At 74.9% G+C, this 25,487-nt stretch carries 21 protein-coding genes; 13 read left to right on the forward strand and 8 right to left on the reverse strand.

Going from position 1 to position 25,487, the window contains the following annotated elements; translation table 11 throughout:
- Positions 1 to 45 precede the first annotated feature (45 nt).
- Positions 46 to 1,320 (forward strand): helix-turn-helix domain-containing protein, encoded by a 1,275-nt coding sequence (locus tag ACIA8Q_RS31540; protein ID WP_396318111.1) that lies wholly within the window; start codon positions 46 to 48, stop codon positions 1,318 to 1,320.
- 24 nt (positions 1,321 to 1,344) lie between these two features.
- On the opposite strand, the gene ACIA8Q_RS31545 is transcribed toward ACIA8Q_RS31540, so the two are convergent.
- Positions 1,345 to 1,836 carry a DUF1269 domain-containing protein gene (locus tag ACIA8Q_RS31545; protein WP_360209850.1) on the reverse strand — a complete coding sequence of 164 codons (492 nt, stop codon included), beginning with the start codon at positions 1,834 to 1,836 and terminating at the stop codon, positions 1,345 to 1,347.
- Between the two features lie 233 nt (positions 1,837 to 2,069).
- On the opposite strand from ACIA8Q_RS31545, the gene ACIA8Q_RS31550 reads away from it, so the two are divergent.
- The 3 genes from ACIA8Q_RS31550 (at position 2,070) to ACIA8Q_RS31560 (ending at position 7,783) form a co-directional block, all read left to right on the forward strand.
- Positions 2,070 to 3,017 carry a polyphosphate kinase 2 family protein gene (locus ACIA8Q_RS31550; protein ID WP_360209848.1) on the forward strand — a complete coding sequence of 316 codons (948 nt, stop codon included), beginning with the start codon at positions 2,070 to 2,072 and terminating at the stop codon, positions 3,015 to 3,017.
- Positions 3,018 to 3,068: 51 nt separating this feature from the next.
- Positions 3,069 to 5,825 carry a cation-translocating P-type ATPase gene (locus ACIA8Q_RS31555; RefSeq protein WP_396318112.1) on the forward strand — a complete coding sequence of 919 codons (2,757 nt, stop codon included), beginning with the start codon at positions 3,069 to 3,071 and terminating at the stop codon, positions 5,823 to 5,825.
- A 122-nt stretch (positions 5,826 to 5,947) separates the two neighbouring features.
- Positions 5,948 to 7,783: a SulP family inorganic anion transporter gene (locus ACIA8Q_RS31560; RefSeq protein WP_396318113.1), complete on the forward strand. Its 1,836-nt coding sequence runs from the start codon at positions 5,948 to 5,950 to the stop codon at positions 7,781 to 7,783.
- A 7-nt stretch (positions 7,784 to 7,790) separates the two neighbouring features.
- Here ACIA8Q_RS31560 and ACIA8Q_RS31565 read toward each other — a convergent pair whose 3' ends face one another.
- Positions 7,791 to 8,699 (reverse strand): MBL fold metallo-hydrolase, encoded by a 909-nt coding sequence (locus ACIA8Q_RS31565; protein WP_360209842.1) that lies wholly within the window; start codon positions 8,697 to 8,699, stop codon positions 7,791 to 7,793.
- Between the two features lie 70 nt (positions 8,700 to 8,769).
- Positions 8,770 to 10,083: an MFS transporter gene (locus tag ACIA8Q_RS31570; protein ID WP_396318114.1), complete on the reverse strand. Its 1,314-nt coding sequence runs from the start codon at positions 10,081 to 10,083 to the stop codon at positions 8,770 to 8,772.
- 201 nt (positions 10,084 to 10,284) lie between these two features.
- Between ACIA8Q_RS31570 and ACIA8Q_RS31575 the strand changes: the two genes are divergently transcribed.
- Positions 10,285 to 10,836, forward strand: a complete 552-nt coding sequence (locus ACIA8Q_RS31575; RefSeq protein ID WP_396318131.1) for a TetR/AcrR family transcriptional regulator — start codon at positions 10,285 to 10,287, stop codon at positions 10,834 to 10,836.
- Here ACIA8Q_RS31575 and ACIA8Q_RS31580 read toward each other — a convergent pair.
- The 3 genes from ACIA8Q_RS31580 to ACIA8Q_RS31590 all read right to left on the reverse strand — a co-directional run bounded on the left by ACIA8Q_RS31580 (position 10,833) and on the right by ACIA8Q_RS31590 (position 14,276).
- Complete coding sequence (locus ACIA8Q_RS31580; protein WP_396318115.1) at positions 10,833 to 11,585, reverse strand: hypothetical protein; 753 nt, start codon at positions 11,583 to 11,585, stop codon at positions 10,833 to 10,835. The two genes, ACIA8Q_RS31575 and ACIA8Q_RS31580, sit on opposite strands and share 4 nt — an antisense overlap.
- Positions 11,582 to 12,871: a 2-isopropylmalate synthase gene (locus ACIA8Q_RS31585; protein WP_396318116.1), complete on the reverse strand. Its 1,290-nt coding sequence runs from the start codon at positions 12,869 to 12,871 to the stop codon at positions 11,582 to 11,584. The genes ACIA8Q_RS31580 and ACIA8Q_RS31585 overlap by 4 nt, the downstream gene beginning before the upstream one ends.
- A 214-nt stretch (positions 12,872 to 13,085) precedes the next feature.
- Positions 13,086 to 14,276 (reverse strand): agmatine/peptidylarginine deiminase, encoded by a 1,191-nt coding sequence (locus tag ACIA8Q_RS31590; protein WP_396318117.1) that lies wholly within the window; start codon positions 14,274 to 14,276, stop codon positions 13,086 to 13,088.
- Between the two features lie 239 nt (positions 14,277 to 14,515).
- On the opposite strand from ACIA8Q_RS31590, the gene tatA reads away from it, so the two are divergent.
- Positions 14,516 to 14,824, forward strand: a complete 309-nt coding sequence (gene tatA / locus ACIA8Q_RS31595; RefSeq protein WP_396318118.1) for a Sec-independent protein translocase subunit TatA — start codon at positions 14,516 to 14,518, stop codon at positions 14,822 to 14,824.
- Positions 14,825 to 15,002: 178 nt separating this feature from the next.
- Here tatA and ACIA8Q_RS31600 read toward each other — a convergent pair whose 3' ends face one another.
- Both ACIA8Q_RS31600 and ACIA8Q_RS31605 read right to left on the reverse strand, forming a co-directional pair.
- On the reverse strand, positions 15,003 to 16,772 hold the full coding sequence (locus ACIA8Q_RS31600) for a protein kinase (RefSeq protein WP_396318119.1): 1,770 nt from the start codon (positions 16,770 to 16,772) through the stop codon (positions 15,003 to 15,005).
- 171 nt (positions 16,773 to 16,943) lie between these two features.
- The gene (locus tag ACIA8Q_RS31605; protein ID WP_360209826.1) at positions 16,944 to 17,516 is read right to left on the reverse strand and encodes a TetR/AcrR family transcriptional regulator; all 573 of its coding nucleotides are present in this window, start codon (positions 17,514 to 17,516) and stop codon (positions 16,944 to 16,946) included.
- A 261-nt stretch (positions 17,517 to 17,777) separates the two neighbouring features.
- Here ACIA8Q_RS31605 and ACIA8Q_RS31610 point away from each other — a divergent pair, with 261 nt between their 5' ends.
- The 7 genes from ACIA8Q_RS31610 to ACIA8Q_RS31640 all read left to right on the forward strand — a co-directional run bounded on the left by ACIA8Q_RS31610 (position 17,778) and on the right by ACIA8Q_RS31640 (position 25,466).
- Entirely contained in the window at positions 17,778 to 18,995 is a 1,218-nt protein-coding gene (locus tag ACIA8Q_RS31610) for an agmatine deiminase family protein (RefSeq protein WP_360209824.1), read from the forward strand.
- Positions 18,996 to 19,149: 154 nt separating this feature from the next.
- Positions 19,150 to 20,154 (forward strand): agmatine deiminase family protein, encoded by a 1,005-nt coding sequence (locus tag ACIA8Q_RS31615; RefSeq protein ID WP_360209822.1) that lies wholly within the window; start codon positions 19,150 to 19,152, stop codon positions 20,152 to 20,154.
- 34 nt (positions 20,155 to 20,188) lie between these two features.
- Positions 20,189 to 21,856, forward strand: a complete 1,668-nt coding sequence (locus ACIA8Q_RS31620; RefSeq protein ID WP_360209820.1) for an ABC transporter substrate-binding protein — start codon at positions 20,189 to 20,191, stop codon at positions 21,854 to 21,856.
- The gene (locus tag ACIA8Q_RS31625) at positions 21,853 to 22,812 is read left to right on the forward strand and encodes an ABC transporter permease (RefSeq protein ID WP_360209818.1); all 960 of its coding nucleotides are present in this window, start codon (positions 21,853 to 21,855) and stop codon (positions 22,810 to 22,812) included. The genes ACIA8Q_RS31620 and ACIA8Q_RS31625 overlap by 4 nt, the downstream gene beginning before the upstream one ends.
- Positions 22,809 to 23,663 carry an ABC transporter permease gene (locus tag ACIA8Q_RS31630; RefSeq protein WP_360209816.1) on the forward strand — a complete coding sequence of 285 codons (855 nt, stop codon included), beginning with the start codon at positions 22,809 to 22,811 and terminating at the stop codon, positions 23,661 to 23,663. The genes ACIA8Q_RS31625 and ACIA8Q_RS31630 overlap by 4 nt, the downstream gene beginning before the upstream one ends.
- Complete coding sequence (locus ACIA8Q_RS31635) at positions 23,660 to 24,637, forward strand: ABC transporter ATP-binding protein (protein WP_360209814.1); 978 nt, start codon at positions 23,660 to 23,662, stop codon at positions 24,635 to 24,637. Before ACIA8Q_RS31630 ends, ACIA8Q_RS31635 begins: the two co-directional genes overlap by 4 nt.
- The gene (locus ACIA8Q_RS31640; protein ID WP_396318120.1) at positions 24,630 to 25,466 is read left to right on the forward strand and encodes an ABC transporter ATP-binding protein; all 837 of its coding nucleotides are present in this window, start codon (positions 24,630 to 24,632) and stop codon (positions 25,464 to 25,466) included. Before ACIA8Q_RS31635 ends, ACIA8Q_RS31640 begins: the two co-directional genes overlap by 8 nt.
- The last annotated feature ends 21 nt before the right edge of the window (positions 25,467 to 25,487 follow it).

The following is a 25,487-nucleotide window of genomic DNA, read 5'->3' on the forward strand; positions in this document are numbered from 1 at the left end:
CACCGCGGGCGTCACCAGCGAACAGGGCCGAAGGGAAGCGGGACGTTGAGGGAGACGGAGGAGGTCGCGCAGCTGCTGCAGGAGCTGAAGAGCCGGTCGGGGCTCAGCTACGGCGGGCTGGCGAAGCGGCTGCACCTGAGCACGTCGGCCCTGCACCGCTACTGCAACGGCGATGTCATGCCGACGGAGTTCGCGCCGCTGGACCACCTCTCGCGGGTGTGCGGGGCCACGCCGCAGGAGCGCGTCGAGCTGTACCGGCTGTGGCTCGTCGTCCGTGCGACGCGGGGGACCAGGACGACCTCCGCCCCGGGGGCGTTCCCGGGCCGGGAGGAGTCCCCGGAGACCCTGGCGGCCCGGGAGCCGGCAGAGTCCCCGGCACCGGCGGAGGCTTCGGAGCCGGAGCCGGAGCCGGAGCCGGAGCCGGCAGCGGCCCCGGAGCCCGCGGCCCCCGCGGTGCCGCCGGCCCGGCGGCGCGCCCGCCGGCGGGGCGTCCTCGCTGTGGTGACGGTCATCGCGGTGCTGCTCGCCGTGGGGGCCGTCGCCATCGGTCTGCGGAGCCGTCCGGACGGCAGCACCGACCCCGCTCGCGCCGCCGACGTGAGGCCGCTCGCGGGGCCCCCGTCGGTGGCAGCGTCCACCGCGCCGCCGTTGTCCGTCGCCAGGGCGGGGGCCGGGGCGGGGCCGTCAGGCGCGACCGGGGGGACGGACCCGAGCACCAGCGCCCCGATCACCGTCGCCGTCCACCCGTCCGGCTGGAACACCGGGTGCGACCAGTACGTGGTCGACCGCCCGCCGTCCGAGGTCCCGCGGCCGCCCGCGGTTGCCGACGTGCCGGGCTGGGTCTCCCGGGTCGGCGCGGTGCCGGGCCGCTCCCAGTCGGTCAAGCTCACCATCCAGGGCACGAGCCTGGACACCGTACTGCTGACGGGCCTCAACGTCCGGGTCACCCGTGTCGCTGCGCCCCTCGCCTGGAACGCCTACTCCATGGGCGAGGGCTGTCCCAGTGGAGTGGGCGCCAACTCCTACGCCGTCGATCTGGACGCGGCGCGCCCCGTGCCGGTCGTGGCCAAGGGCAGCGGCGGCCTGCCGGTCAGGGTGACGGAGAGCGACCAGGTGGTCATCGAGGTCACCGCCGAGACCACCGTCCACGACGTCAGCTGGTACCTGGAGCTGGAGTGGGCCAGTGCCAACCGGAAGGGGATGGTGCCCGTGGACCTCGGCCAGGGCACCCCGTTCCGCACCAGCCCGGTGAAGGGCCGGCCGCTGTACGTCCACCCGGCCGACGGGCACGCCTGGGAGCCGGCACCGCCCCCGCGGTGAGGGCGGGGGCGGGGGGTGCGGGGGCTATTCGCCCTCGGTGAAGGCCTCGCGGAGGCGGGCCTCCTGCTCGGCGGAGAGGTTGGTCTGCAGGAGGACGGCGTGCTGGCCGGCGAAGGCGGAGTGGACGCGGTCGAGGACGGCGTCGGAGGTGAGGGCGAAGAGGGCGGAGCTGCCGGGGGTCACCTCGTCGCGGAGCTTCTTGATGAAGTCCTCGTCGATGCCGAGGTGGGCGAGGTGGCCGCCGAGGGCTCCGCCGGCGGCGCCGACGGCCGCGCCGAGGAGGGGGACGAAGAAGATCATTCCCAGGAGGAAGCCCCAGAAGGCGCCGCCCACGGCGCCCATGCCGGTCATGTCGCTCAGGTGGCGGGTGCGGGGCTTGCGGGCTCCGACGGGCCAGCTGACCACGGCTCCGTCCTGGACCTTGATGAGCTCCTGGCGCTGCAGGTCCTTCAGGGTGTTGAGGGCTTCGTCGGCTCCGGTGGCGGTGGGGAACCGCCAGACCGTCAGGGTCGCCATGGTGGTCTCCGATCGGTGGGGGAGAGGGAGGGGGAGGGGAGGACAGGCCCATCGTCGGGGCCGGGCCCGGGGGCCGCCACGCGCGGGGCCCGGACGGGGGACGGCCGCGCCCCGGACGGGCGGCTCCGGATTGACGGGCGGGCCGGGGGAGCACAGCGTGGCAGGTGCTGGCGTGCTGGCGTGCTGGCGTGCTGGCGTGCCGGCGCGGTGGAGCGGAGAGGACGGTGCCGGTGATGTCGGACGGTCGGACGGCCAAACGCATCGCGAAGTTCGTCGAGCCGCTGCGGGTGGAGCCCGGGTCGCGGGTGGACCTCGCGGAGGACTTCGACCCCCGGTTCAAGGCGGGCCTGAAGAAGCGCGACGGCGCGGAGCTGCTGCGCACCGGGGTGTCGCTGCTGTCGGAGTACCAGGCGCGGCTGGCGGCCCAGGACACCTACGGGGTGCTGTTCTGCCTGCAGGCGATCGACGCCGGCGGGAAGGACGGGACGATCCGGCACGTGATGAGCGGGGTGAACCCGCAGGGCGTCCGGGTGAGCAGCTTCAAGGTGCCGTCCGCGGAGGAGCTCGACCACGACTACCTGTGGCGGTACGCGCGGCGGCTGCCCTCGCGCGGGGAGATCGGGATCTTCAACCGGTCGCACTACGAGGAGGTCCTCGTGGTGCGGGTCCATCCGGAGAACCTCGACCGGCAGAAGCTCCCGGAGGAGGCGAAGGGCCGGAAGGTCTGGCACCGCCGCTACCGGGAGATCAACGACTGGGAGCGCTACCTGACCGACAACGGGATCAGGGTGGTGAAGGTCTTCCTGAACCTGTCCGAGGAGGAGCAGCGCACCCGCTTCCTGAAGCGGATCGACCTCCCGGAGAAGAACTGGAAGTTCTCCGCGGCCGACATCCGCGAGCGCGAGCGGTGGGACGACTACCAGGAGGCGTTCTCCGACATGCTGTCGGCCACGAGCACGCCGTGGGCGCCGTGGTACGTCGTGCCGGCGGACCGCAAGTGGTTCGCGCGGATCTGTGCGGCGGCCGTGCTCGCCCACACCCTGATCGGGATCGATCCGCAGTACCCCACGGTCGACGCGCAGGCCAGGAAGGAGCTCCTGGCGGCCAGGCGGCAGCTGGAGCGGGAGGCTCCCCGGGGTGCCGCGCGCGATCCGTACACGGCGGAGCACCGGAAGGGCTGACACCGCCGGGCGCGTCCGCCCGCGCGGGCGCCCGGACCCTGAGGAGTGGAGATGGCGGAGCAGGCCGACCCGTCCGGAGCGCCAACGGGGGCGTCCCCGACGCCCTGGTACGCGCGCCCGCCGGCGGAGGTCGCCGCCGCGCTGGGGGTGGACCCGGCGACCGGGCTCACCGCGGCGCGGGCGGCCGAACTGCTCGCCGCGCACGGGCCGAACGCCCTGCCGGAGGAGAAGGCGCGGCCGGGCTGGCTGCGCTTCCTCGACCAGTACCGCAGCTACATGCAGATCATCCTGGTGGCGGCGGCGGTGGTGTCGATGGCGATCGGGGAGTGGGCCACCGCGATCCTGCTGGTCGTGCTGACCCTGTTCAACGCGGTGGTCGGGCTGCGGCAGGAGGGCAAGGCCGAGAGCGCGATGAACGCGCTGAAGTCGATGATGCGGGCGACCGCGCGGGTGCGGCGGGACGGGACGGAGGCGGAGGTCCCGGCCGAACGGCTGGTCGTGGGCGACGTGATGCTCGTCTCGGCGGGCGACGAGGTCCCGGCGGACGGGCGGATCGTCGAGGCCAGCGCGCTGCAGATCGACGAGTCGGCGCTGACCGGCGAGAGCGTCCCCGCGGTGAAGGACGCCGGCACGCTGGCGGCGGGCCCGCTCGGCCCGGGCGACCGGACCAACACGGCGTTCATGAACACCCCGGTCACGCACGGCAGCGGACTGCTCGTCATCACCGGGACCGGCGTGGACACCGAGCTGGGCAAGATCTCCGGGATGCTGTCGGCCACCGAGAAGGAGCAGTCGCCGCTGACCCGGGAGCTCAACACCCTGACGCTCTGGATCGCGGCGGCGGCCGGCCTGACCATGATCGTGATGTTCGCCCTCGGCCGCAGCCGCGACCAGGCCTGGGACGCGCTCTTCGTCAGCGCGGTCTCGCTGGCCATCGCGGCCATCCCGGAGGCGCTGCCCACCGTCAGCCAGGTGATCCTCTCCGTGGGCAGCCTCAACCTGGCCAAGCGGCACGCGATCGTGAAGGAGCTGCCGTCCGTCGAGACGCTCGGCTTCACGTCGGCGATCAACTCCGACAAGACCGGCACCCTGACGATGAACCAGATGACGGTCGTCGAGGTGCTCAGCCCCACCGACCGCTACACCGTCTCCGGGACGGGCTACCGCCTCGACGGGAGGGTCCACCACGCCGCCGGGTCCGCGGCGGGCATCGAGGACGCCATCCTGCCCTACCTGGTCGCCAACGACGCCAAGCTGGTGGGCGGCGAGGTCGTCGGGGACCCGACCGAGGGCGCCCTGCTCGTCCTCGCGCACAAGGCCGGGCTGGACATCGAGGCCAGCCGGGAGCGCTTCCCCCGGCTCGCCACCCTGCCGTTCGACCCCGGCTACAAGCTGATGGCCACCTTCAACGAGGCGGAGGACGCGGACGGCCGCCCGGTGGTGCGGTGCTTCGTCAAGGGCGCTGCGCCCGCGGTGACGGCCCGGGCCGGCACCGCCCTCGCGGACGGCCGGGTCGTGCCCTGGGACGGCGACCTCGGCGCCCGCGCCCTGGCGCAGACCGAGCGGATGGGCGGCGAGGGGCTGCGGGTGATGGCCGGGGCCGTCCGGGACCTGGACCCGGCGGACTTCGACCCGGACGGCGACCTGCTGGCGCTCGTCGTCGACCTGCGGATGACCAGTCTGGTGGGCATGGTCGACCCGCCGCGCGAGGAGTCGCGGGCCGCGGTCGCCGACGCGCAGGCCGCCCACATCCGGGTCCGGATGGTGACGGGTGACGACGTCACCACCGGGGCGGCCATCGCCCGCCAGCTCGGCATCGAGGGCGAGGCCGTGCTCGGCGCCGACTTCGCCGCGCTGCCGGAGCACGAGCGGCTGGCGCGGATCGACGACATCGGGGTGGTCGGCCGGGTCGCGCCGGAGCACAAGGTGCTGCTCGCGGCCACGCTCAAGAAGAAGGGCGACGTGGTCGCGATGACGGGCGACGGCGTCAACGACGCGCCCGCCATCAAGGCCGCCGACATCGGCATCGCCATGGGCAGCGGCACCGACGTGGCGAAGAACGCGAGCCGCATGGTCCTCGCCGACGACAACTTCGCCACCATCGTCTACGCGGTGGGGGAGGGGCGGAAGCTCTACGACAACCTCACCAAGTACATCCGGTTCGTCCTGGTGCTGCTGGTGACGTTCGTGCTGACCTTCCTCGGCGCGGCGGTCCTGAACATCGCGGCGGGCGAGCCGTTCACCCCGGCGCAGGTGCTGTGGGTGCACTTCGTGGTCAACGCCCCGTTCGGCTTCGCGCTGGGCTTCGACCGGGAGAGCCCCGGACTGATGCGGCGCACCCCGCGTCCGCGCGGCGAGTCGGTGCTGACCGGGCCCGTCGTGGTCACCGTCGGTCTCGCCGGGCTGGCCGTCACCGTCGCCCTGCTGCTGCTGATCAAGCTGGGCGAGGCGCACTACGGCAGCGTCGCGGTCGGCAACTCGATCGCGTTCACCGCCTTCGCGCTCTGCCTGATCGTCGCGGCCTACGAGTGCCGCAGTGAGCGCGGTTCGGTGCTGACGGTCGCCACCTTCGACAGCCGGCAGATGAACCTGGCGGCCCTGGCGGAGTTCGTGCTGGCGGTGCTGGTCACCCAGATGGACGCGTTCCGCCGGATCCTCGGGACCACCGACATCGACGTCCGGCAGTTCGGGTGGGCGCTGCTGGCCGCGGTCGCGCTCCTGCTGCTGTGGGAGCTGGGCAAGCTGCCGGCCCGCCGACGGGCTCCCGCCGGGGCCGGGGCCGGGGCGGGGGCCGAGCCCGGTCCGTGAGCGGGGGTGGCCGGTGGGCGGGCGGTGGTGGCGGGTCCGTGAGCGGTGGTGGTGGGTCCGCGGGCGGCGGCGGTCCGGGACCGCAGGGTGGTGCTCGGGGGCCTGGTGACGGAAGGAGAGCGATGGCTGCGGGCGGTCCCGGCGGAGGGTGGCGCCGGGTGGTGCCGGCCCTGCCGGGGCTCGCGGTGCTCCGCCGCTACCGGCGGGACTGGCTGCGGGGCGACCTGCTGGCCGGCGTCACGGTGGTCGCCTACCTGGTGCCGCAGGTCATGGCGTACGCGAGCGTCGCGGGCCTGCCGCCCGTCACCGGGCTGTGGGCCATCCTGCCGGCGATCGTGCTGTACGCACTGGTCGGGTCGTCCCGGCTGTTGTCGGTCGGGCCGGAGTCGACCACGGCGCTGATGACCGCCACCGTGGTCGGGCCGCTGGCCGGCGGGGACCCGGCCCGCTACGCCGTCCTGGCGGCGGGTCTCGCCGTGGTGGTCGGCGTGCTGTGCGTGCTGGCGTGGCTGGCCAGGCTCGGCTTCGTCGCCGACCTGCTCTCGCGACCGGTGCTGATCGGCTACCTCACGGGCGTGGCGCTGATCATGATCGTGGACCAGCTGTCCAAGCTGACCGGCGTCGACGTGCGCGGCGAGGGGTTCTTCCCGCAGCTGGCGTCGTTCCTGGGCGACCTCACCGAGGCCAACCTGCCGACCGTCGCCTTCAGCGCCGCCACCCTGCTCTTCCTCCTCCTGGTGGCCCGCCTCCGCCCCGGGCTGCCCGGCCCGCTGCTGGCGGTCGTGCTCGGCACGGCCGTCTCCGCGGCGTTCTCGCTCGAGGAGCACGGCCTCGCGGTGATCGGCGGCATCCCGGCGGGGCTGCCCGCCCCCCGGCTGCCGGACCTGGGCGACCTGTCCCGGCTCGCCCTGCCCGCGCTGGGCATCCTGCTGGTCGGCTACACCGACTTCATCCTGACCGCGCGCGCCTTCGACGGGCCCGACGGGGAGCGGCGGCTGGACGCCAACCAGGAACTGCTGGGCCTCGGCGCGGCCAACCTCGGCGCCGGCTTCTTCCAGGGCTTCCCGGTGAGCAGCAGCGCCAGCCGCACCGCGCTGGCCCAGTCGGCGGGAGCGCGGAGCCAGCTGTACGCGCTGACGGCCGGTGTCGGGGTGGTCGCCGTCCTGCTGTTCCTCGGCCCGCTGCTGCACGACACCCCGGACGCCGTGCTGGGCGCCCTGGTGGTCTTCGCCGCGCTCCGGATGATCGACGTCGCGGGGTTCCGGAGGCTGGCCTCCTTCCGGCGCCGCGAACTGCTGCTGGCCGTCGGCTGCACGGCGGGCGTGCTGACCCTGGACATCCTCTACGGCGTGCTGGTGGCGGTGGGGCTGTCGGTGGTCGAGCTGCTCAGCAGGGTCGCCCGGCCGCACGACGCCGTGCTCGGCCTGGTGCCGGGCGTGGCCGGGATGCACGACGTCGACGACTACCCCGCGGCGCGGACCCTCCCCGGGCTGGTGGTGTACCGCTACGACTCCCCGCTGTTCTTCGCCAACGCGGAGGACTTCCGGCGCCGCGCGCTGGCGGCCCTGGCCGAACAGCCGGGGCCGGTGCGGTGGTTCGTGCTCAACACCGAGGCGAACGTCGAGGTGGACATCACCGGACTGGACTCGGTGGACGCCCTGCGGGTCGAACTGGCCTCCCGCGGGGTGGTGTTCGCCCTGGCCCGGGTGAAGCAGGACCTGCGGGACGAGCTCGACGCGTACGGGCTGAGCGCGTCCGTCGGCGCCGACCGGATCTTCCCCACGCTGCCGACGGCGGTGGCCGCCTACCGCTCCTGGGCGCGGGGTGGCGGGACGGACGGTGCTCCGGACGGCGACGGGCCGGGCGACGGGCCGGGCGACGGGGCGGACGATGCGTGGGGTGACGGGCCGGCCGATGGGCCGGGCGACGGGGCGCCGGGTGGGCCGTCGCCCTCGTGACCGGAGGTCAGGCCGTGCGGGCGGGGACCGCGTCGAGGCGGTAGCCGTCGGCGTGGGGGACGACGTGGCCGGCGGTCGGCGGGGCGAAGTGGGTGCCGAGGACGAGGGCGCCGGTGCCGGCGAGGGAGGCCAGGAGGGCGCGGCGGGTGGCCTCGGACTGCCGGGGGTCGATGTCGACGCAGGCGCCGACGGCGGGGTGGGCGAACTGGACGGGGTGGTGGACGCAGTCCCCGGTGATCAGCGCCGTCGCGCCGCGGCTGGTCAGTTCGACCGCGACGTGGCCCGGGGTGTGGCCCGGCGTGGGGAGCAGGCGCAGGCCGGGGAGGACCTCGGTGCCGCCCTCGGCGACGTCGACCGGGTCGAGCAGTCCGGCCCGCTCGACCGGGAGCACGGAGTCCTCGAACATCTGCCGGCGGGCCTCCTCCATGGGGTGGGCGGCCCAGAACTCGCGTTCGGTGCGGCTGGTGACGTAGCGGGCGTTGGGGAAGGTGGGGACCCACTGGCCGTCGACCAGGCGGGTGTTCCAGCCGACGTGGTCGGCGTGCAGGTGGGTGAGGATCACCAGGTCGACGGTGTCGGGGGCGAAGCCGGCGGCGGTGAGGCGCTCGAGGAAGTCGGTCCGCAGGTCGTGCCAGGCCGGGTTGGCGCGCTCCTTGCCGTTGCCGATGCCGGTGTCGACGAGGACGCGCAGCCCGTCGACGACGAAGGCGAAGGTGTGGCTGTCGATGTGCAGGGTGCCGTCGGCGCCGGCGAAGTGGGGGTGCAGCCAGTCCTGGGCGGTCACCAGCTCGGGGGTGGCGTCGGGCAGCAGCCACTGTCCGGTGGCGGGCGGCAGGGGGATCTCGTCGACGCGGTGGACGGTGAGGTCGCCGACGGTCCAGGTGGGGGCGGTGGTGGTGGCGGGCGTGGTCGGCATGGTTCGTCGGTCCTTCGGTTGCTCGGGCGGTTCGGTCGGTCGGGGTTCGGTTCGGCTGGTTCGGGTCGCTTCAGCGGAGGCGGTCGGGGGCCGGCGCGGCGGCGGGGTGGGCCGGGGCGGCCCGGCGCCGGGACACGGCGAGTGCGCCAAGGGCGGCGAGGGCGAGCAGGGCGGCGGCGATGCCGTAGGCGTGCGCGGTGGCCCCGAGCCCGTACGACCGGGTGGCGGCGCCCGCGGCGATGGCGGGCAGGCTCATGGCGAGGTAGCTGAGGACGTAGTAGGCGGCCAGGGTCGCGGCGCGGTCCGGCACGTCGAGGGATCCGAGGAGGAGGCGCAGCGCCCCCTGGGAGACGGCGCCGAAGGCCGCGCCGGCGAGGGCCGCGCCGGCGTGGACGGCGGGGAGCCCGGCGCCGTGCATCCCGAGCAGGGTCAGGGCGGTGGCGGGCGGGACGGCCAGGCAGCCGCCGACCGTGGCGGTGAGGGGCGAACTGCGGCGCAGCGCCCACACGGTGAGCGCGGCGGTGGCACTGACGGTGAAGAAGACCAGGCCGCGGGCCGACTGCGGGGCGTCGGGGGCGACCAGCCGGACGAGCGCCGGGCCGAGCGAGGAGTAGAAGCCTCCCAGGGCCCACACCGCGACGACTCCGGTGCCGACGGCCAGCAGCGTGCGGCGGGCGGTGGGCGGGAGGGCGAGCCGTGGGCTCAGGGAGCGCAGGGCGCCCGGGCGGCGGCGCGCCGTCTCGGTGGTGAAGGCGACCGCGACGGCCTGGGCGGTGAAGACGGCCGCGAGCAGGGCGTAGACGGTGACGGTGGGGGCGGGCGCGAACCGGACGAGCAGGGTGGCGGCGAGGACGCCGGCGGCCATGCCGGCGACCGGGGCGATGCTGTTGGTCAGCGCGGAGCGGCCCGGGTGCCGGGGGTGTTCCAGGTCGAGGAGGGCCGCCCCCGCGGCGCCGGTGGCCGTGCCGGTGGCCAGCCCCTGGAGGACCCGGGCGGCGAGCAGGGTGCCCGCGCCGTCCGCGGAGGCCAGCAGCAGCATGGCGGCGGCCTCGACGACCAGGGCGGCTGCCAGGACGGGGCGCCGTCCGAGGTGGTCGGAGAGCGCTCCGGTGGTGAGCAGTGCTGCCAGCAGGGCCAGTGCGTAGGCGCTGAAGACCGCGGTGACGGCGAGCGGGGAGAGGCCCCACTGCTCCTGGTAGAGGGGGTAGAGCGGGGTCGGGGCGCTGGAGGCGGCCAGCAGGGTGGCCAGTGCCGAGGCGTCGAGGGCGAAGGACGCCGCACGCCGGCCGGGGCGGGTGTGGTCGGGGCGGGCACGGTCGGGGCGGCGGGGGCAGCCGGCCCGGAGGGAGGGGAGTGCGGGGGCGTGGGGCGTCGCGCTGGGCATGGGGCTCCTTCCCGCTAAAGCGACTCGTTTGCGTTAAGGACACCGTAGGGGTGGGTGGGCGGCTAACGCAATCCCTTAGCTTTTGTGGTCGCAGTGCGCGTCGAGGCCGCGGCGAGGGTGGTCCGGCGCGGCCAGGGGTGGCCCGAGTGCCAGCTAAACGCAAGGAATGTGCTTTAAGCTGGTGGCATGAGTCCTCGGCAGATGGTGCGCCCGGGCGGGCGCAGCGCCCGGGTCCAGGCGGCGGTGCACGAGGCCGTGCGCGACCTCCTCGCGGAGGTGGACCGGGACGCCCTGACCGTGCCGCTGGTCGCCCAGCGCGCCGGAGTCACCCCGTCGACGATCTACCGCCGCTGGGGCGACCTGCAGGAGCTGCTGTCGGACGTCGCGGTGGAACGGCTGCGGCCCGACACGGCGCCGGACGACCACGGCGACCTGAGCACCGACCTCACCGCCTGGGCCGAGCAGTTCCTCGACGAGATGTCGTCCCCCTCCGGCCGCGCCTACATCCGCGACGCCCTGCTCGGCGACCCGGACGGCAGCAACGCCGGTCAGTGCTCGGCCTACGCGGCCGAGCACATCGGCGTCGTCCTCGCCCGGGCGGGCGCCCGCGGTGAGGACGTCCCCGACGTGGAGACCGCCATGGACCGCGTCGTCGCCCCGATGATGTACCGCATCCTGTTCCGGCCGACCGGGCTCGACGCGGCGTACGCGCGGCGGCTGGTGGCCGAACTCCTCGGCGGGGCCAGGTCCTAGGGGCAGCCGGACGGGCGCAGCCCCGGGTAGCGGGCGCGGACGTGGTCGAGGTAGTCGGCCGGGGGCGGGTGGCGGCGGTCCTGGGCGCCGTGGCGGTGCAGGTCGACGCGGCCGTCCGGGTGGAGCCGGAGGGTGGTGGTGGCCGCCCGGGGTGGCTGCCCGGAGCCGTGCCCGGAGGCGGGGCCGGAGCCGTCGCCGGGGTCGGTGAGCGAGGCGGCGCCGAGGACGGGGACGGCGGGTGGGAACATCGCGACGGCGTCGGCGGCCGTCGCCGCGGGCGGGCGCCCGGTGCGGTTGGCGCTGCTCACGTACAGCACCGGGTGGCCGGCGAGCAGCGGCAGCAGCGGGGCCCAGCGCGCACCGAAGAGCATGGTCCAGCCGTCGCGGGTGGCCGGGGAGAGCCAGCCGGGCGGGCGGGCGCCGGGGCGCAGTGGGGCCAGCAGGGTCACGCGCTCCTCGGTGAGCAGCCGGTGCGCCGCGGCGGCGAGGCCGGCGCCGAGGTCGAGGGCGGCGCCCAACGCGGCGAGCGTGTCGGGGTGGTGGGCCCAGAGGGCGACGGCCTGGCCGGCCGGGCGGTCCTTGGCCTCGTTGACGGCCTCCGGGTCGGTGCCGGCGACGACGTAGGTCAGCGGGGCCGGGTTCGGCAGCACGACGGCCGTGCCGCGTCGCAGGGCCGCGTCCGCGGCGTCGGCGTCGACGCTGCCCCGGTCCGCGGGCCCCGGGTCCGTGGCCGTCCGGCCGGCGGTCATGCGGAGGCCCCGGCCGGGGAGGTGCGGGCGTCGTCGGGGGCCTCGGAGGCGTGGACGGTGCCGGTGGCGCGCAGGCCGTCGAGGTAGGCGGCGAACGCCGTGTCCTCGACGACCGCCCGGCCGGTGCGGTAGGCCTGCCGCTTCGTCCACGCCGTCGCGGCCGCGGCCTGGTCCGGGTCGAGCTCGTGGCCGAGCCGGGCGGCGACCGCCCGGACGACCCGGGTGCTGGCCAGGTGGGTGAGCACCACCCGCGGGGCGATCCCGAGCAGCCGCTCGGGGTCGAACGGCTGGAACAGCTCGGGGTGGACGAAGGGCGTACCGGTGGAGATCGTGCCGACCCCGCTGCCCACCACGGGGGTGGTCACCGTCAGCGGGACGCCGGTCTCGTCGGCGACCAGCCGGGCGATCCGCGGCAGTGCGGTGAGGTCGGGGGCGGTCCACCAGGCGGGAGCCCCGGTGGCCAGCAGGTCGGCGGCCCGCGCCGGATCGTGGCCCAGCAGGAACAGCAGCTGCTCGGTGGCGGCCATGCCGCTGCGCTCGGCGAGGCCGAGCCAGGAGGAGGACACCACCCGGACACCGGACCGGAGTGCCTCCAGGGTGTTGGCGAGGCCGAGGCCGAGGTCGTTGTGCAGGTGGGAGGCCAGGACCACCTCCGGGCCGGCCGCGGCCTGCACGCGGGTGAACAACGCGGCCGCCTCGAAGGGGAGTTGGACGCCCACGGTGTCCGCCAGCACGATGGTGCCGGCCCCGGCGGCGGTCAGTGCGGCGGCGTGGGCGGCCATCAGGCCGTGGTCGGCGCGGGAGGCGTCCGCCAGGCAGACGTCGACGGCGACCCGCTCGTCCAGGGCGCGGGCGTCCCCGACCAGGGCCGCCGCCGACTCCAGGGCCGTGCGGGCCGGTCGGTGGGTCATGGTGCGGGCCATCGCCTCGGAGGCGGGCACCACCACCATGATCCGGGCACGGGCGGTGCCCCGGACCGAGGCGACCGCCTGCCGCACGTCGGCCGCCCGGCCGCGGCACACCGCGGCGACGCTGACCGCGCCCTCGGCCTCGACGGCCACCCGCCGCACCGCCTCGAACTCCTCGGCGCACACCGCGGGGAAGCCGGCCGCGAACACCACGTGCCGCGGGCCGTCGGCGCCGAAGATCCGCCCCTGCTCGCGGGCCAGCCGCACCCGGAACGCCGGCGACATCAGGGTCTTGGCCTGCGCGCCGTCCCGTGCCGACTCCTCCCAGAGCACCACCCGCCCCGCCCGTGCGGACTCCCGGACGACGTCCTGTTCCATCGCGACCCCCCCATCGCGCCGGCCGGTAGGGCGGCCGACGCGTCGGCCCTCCACCCGTGGAGGGCGACCGGCTCCGGACTCTAGGCGGCACCCGGGTGTGCGCGGCGGAGAGTCGGCGGATTCGGCCCCGGGAGCGACGGAAACCGCCGTTCCCCTTGCCGGGCGGGGTGTTGCGGTGGCATGGGCCGGCGCCCCACCCCGCAGCGGTGCCCGGTCAGCCGGCGGGCTGGTCGTGGGTGGAGCAGTGGATGCCGCCGCCGCCCGAGGCGATGGCGTCGATCTGGAGCGGCACGATCTCGCGGCCGGGGAAGTGGTCGCGGAAGACCTCCTGGGCGTGGTCGTCGGCCCGGGGGTCGCCGAACAGGGGCAGGTAGACGCCCTTGTTGCCGATGTAGAAGTTCATGTACGAGGAGACGAAGGCGTCGCCGCGGCCGGTGATCTTGTCCGGGTCGGGCTGGCCGATCTCGATGACCTTCAGCTTCTTGCCGGTGGCGTCGGTCGCCTCGGCCAGGACGGACCTGGCCTGGTCGGCGGAGCGGGACCAGACGTCGGCGGGGGTGCCGGGGAAGGCCCGGTCGAGGAAGACGACGCCGGGTGCGGCGAAGCGGGCCAGGCAGTCGACGTGGGCGTCGGTGATGTCCTTGCCCTTGACGCCGGCGAGCCAGATCACCTTGGTGACGCCCAGCGCCTGCTTGAGCTCGGCCTCGACCTGGTCGCGGTTCATGCCCGGGTTGCGGTTGTCGTTGACGACGGAGCTCTCGGTGACCATCAGGGTGCCCAGGCCGTCGGTCTCGAAGGAGCCGCCCTCGGCGACCAGCCTGGTCTCGACGCGCTCGATCCCGTAGGCGTCGAGCACCGCCCGGGCGAGGCGGCCGTCGTTGGTGTGCTCCTGCTTGCCGCCCCAGCCGCTGAAGTTGAAGTCGACGCCCTTGACCTTGCCGCCCTCCTCCACGAAGACCGGCACGGTGTCCCGGGCCCACAGGTCGTCGACCGGGGTGGCGTGCAGTTCGACGCCGGCTCCGCAGGCGTTGCGGGCCGAGGCCTCCTGCCCGGGGCGGACGAGCAGGATCAGCGGTTCGCGTTCGGCGACGGCCCGGGCCACCTCGGCGATGTCCTTGCGGACGGACGCGAGCTGGTCGCCCCAGACGTTCCCGGAGGCGGGCCAGGCCATGAACGTCCGTTCGTGCTTCTCCCACTCGCCGCCGAGCCGGCGCCCGCGCGCCGGGGCGGGTGCCGGGGGTTCGGCCGACGGGGTGTCGGCGGGCCGGTCGGCGGTGCCGGAGGACGGTGCGGCCGGATCGGCCGGATCGTCGAGGGCTGCGCAGGCGGTCGCGCCGAGGGCGAGCACGCCGGCTCCGGCGAGGGAGCGCAGCACCGTGCGGCGGGCGAGCGGGGAGAGGGGCACGCTGTCCTCCGGTGGGGCTGGGGGGTGGTTCGGGTGCGGTGCGGTGCGCGGGCCGGGGTGGTGGCCCGGGCGGCGCCCGGCGGTGCCGGACACGGATGGTCGGCGGCACCGGACTGAACTGTCGCATTGACTGAAAAATCAGTCAAGCTTACGGTTGGCGTCACCCCAACCACCCCGAGACGACCGGCCGCCGAGCGGGCGGCCCGGTCGCGGACGACGAAAGGCCGGGTGAGGCAGCCGTGCTTCGCAATGCTCTGGAGCCCTGGCACCTCCTGGTGCTGGTGGCGGTCGTGGTGCTGCTCTTCGGCTCCCGCAAGCTGCCCGACATGGCCCGCGGACTGGGCAAGTCGATGCGCATCCTGAAGGCCGAGACGGCGGCGATGCGGGAGGAGGAGAAGCCCGCCGCCGATGCGGCGGCAGCCGGCGCTGCCCCGGCCGCTGCCGCCCCGGTCGCCGGTGCGGCGGCCGGTGGCACCGCAGCCGGTGGCACCGCGGCCGGCGGCACGGTGGCCGGCGGTCCGGGCGAGCCGGTGCGGCGGCAGCCCTGACCGGTGCCCCTGCCGGGGGCCGGCCGTGCGCGGTGGCGGCGCCCCGGGGAGAGCCGTCGTCCGCCACCCCCGGGTGGCGGGCGGCGGCTCTCGGCCGTCGCGGGCCCGGCCACCGCGGTTCGGCCACGGCGGTTCGGCCGACCGCGGGTTCGGCCACCGCGCCTCGCCCGTGGCGGGCTCAGCCGTTGCGGCGGTAGCGGTCCAGGGAGACCCGGACCGGCCCGTCCGCGCCCGCGGTGGACAGCACCCGGACGATGGCGAGGTCCCGGCCGTCGGCCGAGCGGAGGCAGAAGGCCCCGCGCGGCCCGACCGCGCTGAACGGCAGCCGTGCGGACGGATGGCTGCCGAGCCCCTTGAGGCAGTCGGCCACGGTGAGTCCGGCGTCCCGGCCGATGAAGGATTCGGCGTTCTCCGGGTAGAGGAACTCGCTCTCGTTGCGGCTGACGTACCAGGTGGCGCTGTCGGCCGGGACCACGGTGCCGGTGGAGAGGTCGAACTCGTAGCCGGAGTCCGTCGAGGCGAGTTCGACCGCGCGGTAGACGGGGGCGAAGTCCGCGGTGGGCACCGCCGAGGGGGAGGCGGTCGGCGGGGCGGAGGCCGTGCGGGAGGGCGTCGCGGGCGCGCTGGGTGCGCCGGGTGCGGTCGACGCCGCGCCCGGCGCCCGGCCGCCCGGGGTGGCGGTGTCGGCCACCGGGTTCTCGGCGGGTGCCGCCTCCACCGGGTCCGGGTCGTCGAGCAGGAACACCGTGGCCGCGGCGCCGACGAGCAGGGCGACGGCGGCGGTCAGGGCCGTCCGGCCGAGGGCCCGGCTCCGGTCGTCCTTCCCGTGGGAGCCCCGGTGCGGTGCGGGCGCGGGCGCCGCGGCACCGGCGGCGGGGGAGACCGCTGCGGGGGCGGCGGCGAGCACGGTGGGCGTCGGGACCGGGGTGGCGCCGCCGTCCGGGGCGGTGGGGGCGAGCTGCGTCGCGGCCGTGGCCCACTCGGGCCGGGCCACCACGGCGGTGCGGGCCTCGGCGGGCACCTGCGGCAGGTCGGCGTGCCGGGTGAGCTGGCCGGCCAGCGGGTGCGGCAGCCAGTCCTCGCCGAACCTCAGGTGCCCGCCCACGGCCGGGTGGCCCTGGGCGGCGGCGATCACCTCGGCGGTGCTGGGGCGGTCCTCGGGCTGCTTGGCGAGGCAGCGCCGGAGGAGTTCGTGCAGGTCGGCGGGGACCCGGCTGAGGTCGGGGTCCTCGTGGACGGCCCGGTAGAGCGTCGCCGGGTCCGGTCCGTCGCCGAAGGGCGGGGTGCCGCCGGCGACGTGGACGGCCAGGGCGCCGAGGGCGTAGACGTCGGTGGCGGGGGTGGCGGGCCGGCCGGTGGCCTGCTCGGGGGCCATGTAGGCGGGCGAGCCGATGCGCAGTCCGGTGCCGGTGAGGGCGGCGGCGTCGGCCGCGCGGGCGATCCCGAAGTCGATCACCCGGGGGCCGTCGGAGGCGATCAGCACGTTGCCGGGCTTGAGGTCGCGGTGCACCACGCCGGTGGCGTGGATGGCCTGCAGGGCCTCGGCGATGCCGGCCATCAGCAGCAGGACGGTCCGTTCCGGGAGGGGGCCGAAGCGCTGGACGACCTGCTGGAGCGAGGGGCCGGGCACGTAGGTGGTGGCCAGCCAGGGTGTGGCGGCCTCCACGCCGGCGTCGACGACCTGCGCGGTGAACAGTCCGTGGATGAGCCGGGCGCTGGCCACCTCCTGGGCGAACCGGGCCCGGAACTCCGGGTCCTCGGCCAGCTCGGGGCGCACCACCTTGAGCGCCACCGGCCGCCCGCCCGGGGTGTAGGAGAGGTAGACCCGGCCCATGCCGCCGGCGCCGAGCCGGGCGTACAGCCGGTAGCCGCCGACCTCGCGCGGGTCGTCGGCGGTCAGCTCCTGGAAGGCCGGCGGCAGGGCGAAGGGGGGTCGGTCAGCGGACATGCGGGCTGCCTCTCTCGGCGGACAGGGACGGGACGCCGGGCCCGGACGGGGCCCGGGGGCGGCCACACCGCGGTTCGGCACAGACGGCACGGCGAAGTTTAGAGGTAGCGTCAGTCCGGCCCGTCGCAGCCCCCTCCGGAACGGTTCCGGCAGTGATCCACGAGACGCGCCCTAGCAGCGCGCCAGCTCCGCGTCGATGGCGTCGCGCAGGAGCAGCCGGGCGTGGTCGAGGGGCAGCGAGCCGCTGAGCCAGCGCACGCTGAGGCCCTCGATGAGGGCCGTGAGCCGTTCCGCGGCGGCCGCGTGGGCGGGGGCGGTGCCGGTGGGGTTGGCGCGGGCGAGGAGTTCGGCGATGTCGTGGACCCAGGTGTGGGTGGTCCTCGCCAGGTCGTCCCGCAGCTCCGTCTCGAAGACGGCGGTGGCCCGCAGTTCGCCCCAGGCGGTGCTGTTCTCCCTGACCTCGGCGGTGTCCTGGAGTTCCAGGAGCAGGACCCGTTCCAGGTCGGCGCGCGGGGTCGAGCCCTGCTCGGAGGGGTCCGGCTCGGCGGTGTAGTGGTCGGCGCGGTCGCTGATGAACTCCAGCGTCTCGCGCAGGATGCCCGCCCGGTCGGTGAAGTGGTAGTAGATCAGCGAGGTGGACACCCCGGCCTCGGTCGCCAGCTCGCCCATGCGCAGCCCGCGTACGCCACGGCGGGCGATCACCCGGGTGGCGGCTTTGAGTATCCCTGTCCGACGGTCCGACATGGGCGCACACTCTACCCGGCTCGGGGTCGGTTTGCCGAGGTCTCCTGATGGTAATTTCAGGATCGATCGCCGACGACGTGTGCGAAGAGTCGCCAGGTGGTGGCGGTGGGGAGGCCCTCCGGGGCGGTGTCGCGGGGTGATCGATTCCGGGGTGATGGGAGTGGATGCCGGGTTTCTGCGGCCGAAAGGGTTGACTGAATTTTCAGTGCGGTGAAGGATGCGGGGCAACCCCCACCTCCCACCACCTCCAGGGAGCGCTCCTTGCACACCCCCACACCCTCCCGCCGCAGCCTGCTCCGCATCGGCGCGACCGCGCTGCCGCTGCTCGCCCTCGGCACGGTCGCCCCGGCCGTGGCCCGGGCCGCCACCGCCTCGCCGGCCGACCCGGCGGGCCCGGCCGCCGCCCCCGGCGCCGCGCCCGCGGCCGTGCCCGGGACGCTCAGGCTGCGGATGCCGGCCGAGAGCGACCGCCACGACCGCACGTTCATGGCCTGGCCGGCCCTGTCGTCGATCTGGGGCCGCCAGCTCTCCGCGGTGCGCGACGACATCGCCCGGGTCGCCTACGAGATCTCCCGCTACGAGCCGGTCGTCGTGGTCGCCCGCCCCGGCCAGGCCGCCGACGCGCGGTACCGGTGCGGCGGCGGGGCGTACTACCGCATCACCGTCGTCGAGATCCCCAACGACGACCTGTGGATCCGCGACTTCGGCCCGACCTTCCTCGTCGCCCCGGGCGCGATCGCCGGGCTGGACACCAACTTCAACGGCTGGGGCAAAGCCGGCACCCCGTACTACCAGCCCTTCGCCGAGGACGCCGCCGTGGCGGCGAGCCTGCTCGGCCAGTACGGCGTCGACCGCGTCCAGGCCCCCTTCGTCGGCGAGGGCGGTGCCCTGGAGACCGACGGCCAGGGCACCCTGCTGGCCACCGTCAGCTCGCTGGTGAACCCCAACCGCAACCCCGGCATGTCCCAGGCCCAGGTCGAACAGGCCCTGAAGAGCTCGCTCGGGATGGACAAGGTCATCTGGCTCGCCGGTCTGGCCGGCCAGGACATCACCGACGACCACATCGACTGCCTGGCCCGCTTCACCTCGCCCGGCCGGGTCGTCCTCGACAAGCCCGGCCCGGGCACCTCCCGGGTCTGGATCGACGTCTACGAGCAGGCCCGCCAGGCGCTGCGCGGCGCCACCGACGCCCAGGGCCGCGCCCTGACCGTCGTCGAGCTCCCCGGGCCGGACCGCGCCCTGATCCGCGGGCGCGGCAAGGACTTCCTGTCCAGCTACACCAACTTCTACGTCGCCAACGGGGCCGTGTTCGTCCCGCAGTTCGGCGACACCGCCGCCGACGCCACGGCCTACGCCGTGCTGCAGGCCGAGTTCCCCGACCGCGACGTCGTCCAGGTCAACATCGACACCATCGCGTCCGGCGGCGGCGGCATCCACTGCGCCACCCAGTCCCAGCCCGCGGTACCGCCGGCCCGCTGACCACCCCGGCGGCCCGCCCCCCCCCCCCACGGAGGCGGGCCGCCGGGGCCCGGGCCGCGCGGGCCGCCCCCGTCCGGGCGCCCGCCCGGCCGCACCACCCGCCCGGCCGCACGACCGACCGCACCAGTGCCCGACCGACCAGAAGAGGTTCCCCATGACGTTCCGAATGCCCGCCGAGTGGACCGAGCACGAGGGCTGCCTGATGGCCTGGCCCGTCCGGCAGGACCTCTGGGGCGACACCCTCGACGAGGTGAAGCAGGAGTACGCGGCCGTCGCCCGCGCCATCGCCGAGTTCGAGCCGGTCACCATGGCGGCGCCGCCCGGCCACGGCGACGAAGCGCGCTCGCTGTGCGGCGGGGGCGTCACGGTGGTGGAACTGCCGATGGACGACTCGTGGTTCCGCGACTCCGCGCCGATCTTCGTCCTGGACCCGGAGGGCCGCCGGGCCGGCGTGGACTTCCGCTTCAACGCCTGGGGCCGCAAGCACCACCCGTGGGACGCCGACGACCGGATCAGCGCCCTGCTGCTGGACCACCTCGGCGTCCCGGCGATCCGCTCGGAGATGATCCTCGAGGGCGGTGCGATCACCGTCGACGGCGAGGGCACGCTGATCACCACCGAGCAGTGCCTGCTCCACCCCAACCGCAACCCGGACATGAGCCGGGAGGAGATCGAGGCCGAGCTGAAGGCCCGCCTCGGCGTCACCAAGGTGGTCTGGCTGCCGTACGGCGGCCTGCTGGACACCGAGACCGACGGCCACGTCGACGGGGTGTGCGCCTTCGTCGCCCCCGGCAAGGTGATCGTGCAGCTCCCGGCCGACCCGGCGCACCCGGACCACGCGCGGATGCGGGCCAACCGCGCCGTGCTGGAGCACTCCACCGACGCCCAGGGCCGGCCCTTCGAGATCGTCGACGTGCCGCAGGCCGCCTTCGTCGAGGTCGACGGCCAGCGCGTCGAGGTCGGCTACCTGAACTTCTACCTGGCCAACGGCGGTGTGGTCGTGCCGGTCGCCGGCCACCCCGAGGACGACGGCGCCCTGGCGGTGCTCGCGGCCGCGTACCCCGACCGCAAGGTCGTCGGCGTGCGCGCCCGGGTGATCGCCTACGGCGGCGGGGGCGTCCACTGCATCACCCAGCAGATCCCGGCCGCCCGGGCCTGACACCCGCCCCCGCACGGAACGGAACACCACCCTCATGACACCCGTACCCGCGAGCCCGGCCGGCGCGCCCGTGAGACGCCCGGCCGCCCGCCGGCGCCGCACCGTCGCCACGGTCGCCCTGTCCTCCCTCGCCCTGGTCGCGGCCTGCTCGGGCCCGCCGCGCGGCGGCTCAGACCAGTCCGCCGTCCAGCTCTCCACCGCGGCCCCGGAGGCGAAGGGCGAACTCGAGTCCTTCACCTGGGCCACCTACGCCGAGCCGCCCACGCTCGACTACCTACAGGCCTTCGACTACCCGCAGAACACCATCCTCTCCAACGTCTGCGAGAGCCTGATGCGCTGGACGCCCCAGCTCACCACGGCCCCCGGCCTGGCGGAGAAGGCGTCCAACCCCGACCCCACCACCTGGGTCTACGACCTGCGCGCCGGGGTGCACTTCCACGACGGCACGGTGATGACCGCCGACGACGTCGTGTACAGCCTCGGCCGGCAGATCAACCCGGACAACGCGGCGGCCTGGGCCTCGGTGTTCCAGAACGTGGACTCCCTCACCAAGACCGGGCCGCTGCAGGTCACCGTCAAGCTCAAGCAGCCCGACTCCCAGTTCCCGCAGTACATGGCGACGGCCGCCGGCGTGGTCGCGTCCAAGGCCGGGATCGAGGCCGCGGGCAAGGACTACGGCACCGCGGGCGGCCTGGACTGCACCGGCCCGTTCAAGCTCGGCACCTGGAACAAGGGCCAGTCGATCGAGCTGCAGCGCTTCGACGACTACTGGGGCACCAAGGCCAAGTCCAAGAAGGCCGTGTTCAGCTTCCTCACCGACCCGTCGGCCCGCACCAACGCGATGCTCACCGGCGACGTCGACGGCGGCTACCTGATCCCCACCGAGAGCTACGACCGGCTCAAGAAGAGCGGCGCGGGGACGCTCTACTTCGGCGAGGGCCTGAGCACCGTCAACCTCAACGTCACCAGCATGGCCGGCCCGCTCGGCGACGTCCGGGTGCGCCGGGCGCTCTCCCTCGCCCTCGACCGCTCCGGCTTCGTCCGGACCGGCCTGGCCGGCGCGGGCACCGTCACCGGCTCCCTCACCACCCGGGCGGCCTGGGCCGGCGCCCCGGAGGACGTGCGCCGGAGCGCCTTCGAGAACCTCACGCCCACCGCGCAGGACATCGACAAGGCCAAGGCGCTCGTCCAGGAGGCCGGCGCCAAGGGCAGGACGCTGACCGTCGCGACCAGCAGCATCGGCCAGGACGTCTCGCTGCTCGCCACCGCCGTCCAGGCCGCGGGCGCGAAGATCGGCCTCGACGTCCAGCTGAAGACGATCGCGCCGAACGCCTTCACCTCGCTGTTCACCGACCCCAAGGCGCGCGAGGGCCTGGACATGTTCCCGGAGACGTACTACGAGTCCGTCACCGACCCGCTCGACCTGCTCACCAACTTCAAGACCGGCGCCTACCAGAACTACTCCGGGTTCAGCGACAAGGCCTACGACGACCTCGTCGACCAGGCCTCCGCGGAGTACGACCCGGCCAAGCGCGCCGCCATCGAGGCCAAGCTCCAGCAGACGGCCTCCGAGCAGCTGCTGTGGATCCCGGTCGCCGAGTGGCCGACCACCGTCTTCATGAACAAGCGGATCACCGGCGCCCCGACCACCATCTCGTACATGTACTACCCGTGGGCGGCCGACGTGGGGGCCGCACGGTGAACTTCCTGAGATTCGCCGTCCGGCGGCTGGTCGAGATGGCCGTCACCCTGCTCGGCGCCTCGTTCGTGGTCTTCGGAGCGATGTACCTGGCGCCGGGCAGTCCGGCGAGTTTCCTCCTGTCGGGTCGGTCGGCCTCGCCGGCCGCCCTGCAGGCGCTCAACGCCCAGTACCACCTCGACGACCCCTTCCTGGTCCGCTACCTGCGCTGGCTCGGGCAGATCGTGCAGGGCGACTTCGGACGCTCCATCACCTACCGCACCGACGTCTCCGCGCTGCTCGCCGACCGGCTGCCCGCGACCCTGCTGCTGGTGGCCATGGCGCTGGTGGTGGTCCTGCTCATCGGCCTGGCGCTCGGTTGGATCGGCGCCGTCCGCGGCGGCCGGACCGACGCCACGATCCTGGTCACCACCACCCTCGCGGTGGGCACGCCGTCCTTCGTCGCGGCCGTCCTGCTGCAGGGCCTGTTCGCGGTGAAGCTGGGCTGGTTCCCGACCAGCGGTGCGGGTGACGGCCTCGGCGACATGCTCTGGCACCTCACGCTGCCCGCCGTCGCCCTGGCCCTCTACCTGATCGGCATGCTCGCCCGGGTCACCCGCTCGGCGATGCTGGACGCGCTGGAGGGCGAGCACGTCACCGTCGCCCGCAGCCGCGGCGTGCCGGAGCGCGAGGTGATCCGCCGGCACGTGTTCCGCAACTCGCTGGGCACCGTGCTCACCACCGGCGGCCTGATCGTCTCCACCCTGCTGGTCTGCACCATCCTGGTGGAGTCCGCGTTCAGCATCGGCGGCATCGGCCAGCTCCTCGAACTGTCCACCAGCACCAAGGACTTCCCGACCGTCCAGGCCATCTCCCTGATCATCGTCGTCCTGTTCATGGTCGTGAACCTGGTCGTCGACCTGCTCCACCCGCTGGTCGATCCCCGGGTCACCCTCGGTTCGAGGAGGTCCGACGCATGAGTGTCGTGCTCACCCGCCGGCCCGGCCTCGCCCGCGTCAAGGCCGCCCGCGCCCCGCTCTACCTGTTCTGCCTCGGCTTCGTCGTGCTGGTGGTGGCGGCGGCCCTGCTCGCGTCCTGGCTGTCGCCGTACGACCCGAACGAGGTCGACCTGTCCGGTGCCCTCGCCGGGCCCTCCGCCGACCACCTGCTCGGCGTCGACGCCGCCGGCCGCGACACCCTCTCGCGGCTGCTGCTCGGCGCCCGGACCTCACTGCTCGGCCCGCTCGGCGTGGTCGTGTTCTCGACCGTCGCCGGAATCGTGGTCGGCCTGGCCGCCGGCTGGCGGGGCGGCTGGCTCGACTCGGTGCTGTCCCGCAGCACCGAGCTGGTCTTCGCCTTCCCCGGCATGCTGCTCGCCATCCTGATCGTCTCGGTCTACGGGGAGGGCCTGCTCGCGCCGGTCACCGCCCTCGCGATCGCCTACCTGCCCTACGTCTCCCGCCTCACCCGCTCGCTGGTGCTGGCCGAGCGGACGCGCCCCTACGTCGCCGCGTACCAGGTCCAGGGGCACTCCGCCCTGCAGATCTGCCTGCGGCACGTCCTGCCGAACATCGCGCCGACCGTCCTCGCCCAGTCCACCATCAACTTCGGATACGCCCTCATGGATCTGGCCGGCCTCTCCTTCCTCGGACTCGGCGTCCCCGCACTCACCCCCGACTGGGGCCGCATGGTCTTCGACGGCCAGACCGCCATCCAGCACGGCTACCCGCTCTCCGCGGTCCTGCCCTGCGCCGTCATCGTGCTGACCGTCGTCGCCTTCAACGTCGTCGGCGAGCGCTGGGCCGACCAGGTCGCCCGGAGGACCGCGTGAACGCACTCGACATCCAGGGGCTGCGGCTGCGGCTGCCCGGCACCGCCCGCCCCGTCCTCGACGGCGTCGACCTCACCGTCGCCCCCGGCGAGACCGTCGCGCTCGTCGGGGAGTCCGGCTCCGGCAAGACCCTCACCTCGCGCGGCGCCCTCGGCCTGCTGCCGCCCGGGGCGGACCCGGAGGGCCGGATCCTCGTCGACGGCGAGGACGTCCTCACCATGGACGCCGACCGGCTGCGCACCCTGCGCACCGGCAAGGCCGCCATGGTCTTCCAGGACCCGCGCGCGGCGGTCAACCCGCTGCGGCGCATCGGGGACTTCCTCACCGAGAGCGTCACCCTCACCGGGGTGCTGAGCAGGGCGGACGCCGACCGGCGCGCCGTCGAGCTGCTCGACGCCGTCGGCCTCGGGCCGGACCTGCTGCGCCGCTACCCCGGCCAGCTGTCCGGCGGCATGCTGCAGCGCGTCATGATCGCCGCCGCGCTGATGGGCGACCCGGTCCTGCTGCTCGCCGACGAGCCCACCACCGCGCTCGACGTCACCAGCCAGGCCGAGGTCATCGCGCTCCTGGACGGGCTGCGCGAACGCTTCGGCACCGGCCTGCTGTTCGTCACCCACGACCTCGGCCTCGCCGCCGCGATCAGCGACCGGGTCTACGTGATGTACGCCGGCCGGATCGTCGAGACCGGCCCGGCCGAGCGCCTGTTCGACCATCCCCGCCACCCCTACACGGCCGCCCTGCTGGCCTCCACCCCCCGGCTGGACAACCCCTCCGGCAGGCTCGCCGCGATCGACGGTCAACCACCGGACCTGCGGCAGGAGTTGACCGGCTGCCCGTTCGCCGCCCGCTGCCCGCTCGCCACCGACCTGTGCCGCGAGCAGGCCCCGCCGGCGCGGCCCGTCCCGGGGGAGCCCGGGCACCTGGCCGCCTGCCACCACAGCGACCTCCTCGAAGGGAGCGCCAGCCGTGCCTGAGCCCGGAAGCACCCCGCACGACCCGGACCGGACGCCCCCGCCCGCGCTGGAGGTCACCGGGCTGCGCCGCACCTTCGGCACCGTACGGGCCGTCGACGACGTGTCCTTCACCCTCGCGGCCGGCGGATCGCTCGGCATCGTCGGCGAGTCCGGCTCCGGCAAGACCACCACCGCCCGCATCGTCGTCGGCCTCGAACAGGCCGACGAGGGGCGGGTCGCGGTCCGCGGCCGGGCCCGGACCGGCCCGGTCCGGGGACGGGCGGCGCGGCTGGCCCGCGCCCGCGAGGTCCAGATGGTCTTCCAGGACCCGTACCTCTCCCTGGACCCGCGCACCAGCGTCGAGGCCGTGCTGCGGGAGACCCTGCGCCTGCACTTCCCCGGCACCGACCACGGGGCCCGGATCACCGAGCTCCTCGACCAGGTCGGCCTCGGCACGCGCGCGGCGGACGCGCTGCCGCGCCAGCTCTCCGGCGGGCAGCGCCAACGCGTCGCCATCGCCCGGGCGCTGGCCGTCCAGCCGGCCGTCATGGTCCTGGACGAGGCGGTCGCCGCGCTCGACGTCTCCGTCCAGGCCCAGGTCCTCAACCTGCTCGCCGACATCCGCGAGCAGACCGGCATCGGCTACCTGTTCATCACCCACGACCTCGGGGTCGTCCGCTGCGTCACGGACGAGGTGATCGTGATGCGGCACGGGCGGATCGTCGAGGCCGGGCGCACCGCGGAGGTCCTCGACGACCCGCAGCACGGTTACACCCGGCTGCTGCTGGAGTCCGTGCCCCGGCCCGGCTGGGATCCCGACCGGATCGCCGCCGCGCGCCGGGCGCTGTAGGCCGCCGCGGTCCGGCAGGTG

Origin of the sequence: Kitasatospora sp. NPDC051705, from assembly GCF_044453265.1 — a bacterium.
Lineage (GTDB): Bacteria > Actinomycetota > Actinomycetes > Streptomycetales > Streptomycetaceae > Kitasatospora.